This is a genomic window from Catellatospora sp. NPDC049609, assembly GCF_040675365.1.
In the GTDB taxonomy this organism is placed as follows: Bacteria; Actinomycetota; Actinomycetes; order Mycobacteriales; family Micromonosporaceae; genus Catellatospora.
This window is the reverse complement of the sequence record NZ_JBFAOU010000398.1, coordinates 1-2,663: the sequence shown is the minus strand read 5'-3', so window position 1 is coordinate 2,663 and position 2,663 is coordinate 1. Positions and strand designations below refer to the sequence as shown.

Below are 2,663 nucleotides of genomic sequence, written 5' to 3'. Positions count from 1 at the left end.
GAACCGATCGCGCAGCATCGTCCGCACCGGCAGGAACGGGTAGTGGGTCGCGGCCCTCGCCGCCAGGTCCGTGAACGGCGCCAATACGCACGTGCGTATGGGTAAGCAGAGCAAAGCCGCCGAAGCCGTTGTCTCCCCGAGACTGCCCACCTGGCGCGGGGCCGGTGGGCGGCGGGTGACAGACCTGTGCGGCACCATGTCGGGGTGAGCACGCAGACCTCGCCCAGCGTCCCCGGCCCGCGAGCCGGATCGGCCGCGCCGGCCGACGCGGCGCGCCCGCCCGGCGTCGTGCTGCAGGCGGTGCTGGAACGGATCACCTACGCCAACGAGGAGACCGGCTACACCATCGCCCGGGTGGCCACCGAGAAGTCCGGCAACGACCTGCTCACCGTGGTCGGCTCGCTGCTCGGCGCGCAGCCGGGGGAGAGCCTGCGGATGACCGGCCGCTGGACCTCGCACCCGCGCTACGGCAGGCAGTTCGAGGTCTGGAACTACACGACCGTGCTGCCCGCGACCATCGTCGGCATCGAGCGCTACCTCGGCTCCGGCCTGGTCAAAGGCATCGGCCCGAAGCTCGCCGAGCGGATCGTGGCGCACTTCGGCACGGACACGCTGCGGGTCATCGAGGACGAGCCGCAGCGGCTGATCGAGGTGCCGAAGCTCGGCCCGAAGCGCACGAAGCTGATCGCCGCGGCCTGGCAGGAGCAGCAGGCCATCAAGGAAGTCATGATCTTCCTGCAGGGCGTCGGCGTCTCCACCTCGCTGGCCGTGCGCATCTACAAGCAGTACGCCGACACCTCCATCCAGGTGGTCAAGGAGGAGCCGTACCGGCTGGCCGCCGACGTGTGGGGGATCGGGTTCCGCACCGCCGACACCATCGCCCGCGCGGTCGGCATCGCGTACGACAGCCCGCAGCGGGTCAAGGCCGGGCTGCAGCACACCCTGAGCGAGGCCGCCGACGGCGGGCACTGCTTCCTGCCCGCCCCGAACCTGGTCACCGCCGCCGCGAAGATCCTCGCGGTGACCGACAAGGAGGGCCGCGACCTGGCCGTGCCCGCCGCGCTGATCGACGACTGCCTGCGCGAGCTGGTCGAGGACGAGGGCGTGGTGCGCGAGGACGTGCCCGGCGCGGACGGCATGGTGCCCGCCGTCTACCTGGTGCCGTTCCACCGGGCCGAGCGGGGCCTCGCGGGCAGCCTGCTGGCGCTGCTGAACACCGGGCGCGACCGGATGCCCGACTTCGCCGGGGTCGACTGGACGAAGGCGCTGGCCTGGCTCAAGGCCCGCACCGGCCACGAGCTGGCCCCCGAGCAGGAGCAGGCGGTGCGGCTGGCGCTGACCGAGAAGGTCGCGGTGCTGACCGGCGGGCCCGGCTGCGGCAAGAGCTTCACCGTACGCTCCATCGTCGAGCTGGCCCGCGCCAAGCGCGCGAGGATCGTGCTGGCCGCGCCGACGGGCCGGGCCGCGAAGCGGCTCGCCGAGCTGACCGGCCACGAGGCCACCACCGTGCACCGGCTGCTCAAACTGCAGCCGGGCGGCGACCCGTCGTACGACCGGGACAACCCGCTCGACGCGGACCTGGTGGTGGTCGACGAGGCCTCGATGCTCGACCTGATCCTCGCCAACAAGCTGGTGAAGGCGGTCGCGCCCGGCGCGCACCTGCTGCTGGTCGGCGACGTCGACCAGCTCCCCTCGGTCGGCGCGGGCGAGGTGCTGCGCGACCTGCTCAACGCCGACGTGATCCCGCGCGTGCGGCTCACCCGGATCTTCCGGCAGGCGCAGCAGTCCGGTGTCGTGGTCAACGCGCACCGCATCAACTCGGGCGAGTTCCCGCAGCTCAAGGGCTTCCCGGACTTCTTCTTCTTCGAGTGCGACGACAGCGAGGCGACCGCGCCGCTGGTGGTGGACCTGGTCGGCAAGCGCATCCCGGCGAAGTTCGGCTTCGACGCCCGGCGCGACATCCAGGTGCTCACCCCGATGCACCGCGGCCCGGCCGGCGCGGGCAACCTCAACCAGCTGCTGCAGGAGGCGCTGACCCCGGCGGTCGAGGGCCGCCCCGAGCGCCGCTACGGCGGCCGGGTGTACCGGGTCGGCGACAAGGTCACCCAGATCCGCAACAACTACGACAAGGGCACGGCCGGGGTCTTCAACGGCACCGTCGGCGTGGTGACCGGCATGCTGCCCGACGACCACAAGCTGGTCGTGCGCACCGACGAGGACGAGGACGTCGAGTACGGCTTCGACGAGCTGGACGAGCTGGTCCACGCGTACGCCATCAGCATCCACCGCTCGCAGGGCTCGGAGTATCCGGCGGTGGTCGTACCGCTGACCACCAGCGCCTGGATGATGCTGCAGCGCAACCTGCTCTACACGGCGGTGACCCGGGCGAAGAAGCTCGTCGTGCTGGCCGGCTCGACCCGGGCGCTCGCGGTCGCCGTGCGCACCCTCGGCGCGGGCCGCCGCCACACCGCCCTCGACCACCGCCTCCTCCCACCCACCTGACCCCACCTGCCCCGCGCCGGGCCCATGATCGTCCGACTTGCCTGGCAAGTGGGCGTATCTTGGGCCCGCATTCGCCCATCTGCCATGTACGCAGCCGATGTCGGCGGCCAGAAACGGCAGCCAGGCGAACAGCGCCATTTCCTTGATGTTCATGTGCCGCT

The 2,663-nt window shown here is 71.6% G+C and carries 1 protein-coding gene; it reads left to right on the top strand.

The window, feature by feature from the left end:
- Positions 1 to 288: 288 nt before the first annotated feature.
- The gene (locus AB0J67_RS40550; protein ID WP_363491057.1) at positions 289 to 2,502 is read left to right on the top strand and encodes an ATP-dependent RecD-like DNA helicase; all 2,214 of its coding nucleotides are present in this window, start codon (positions 289 to 291) and stop codon (positions 2,500 to 2,502) included.
- Positions 2,503 to 2,663: the final 161 nt, after the last annotated feature.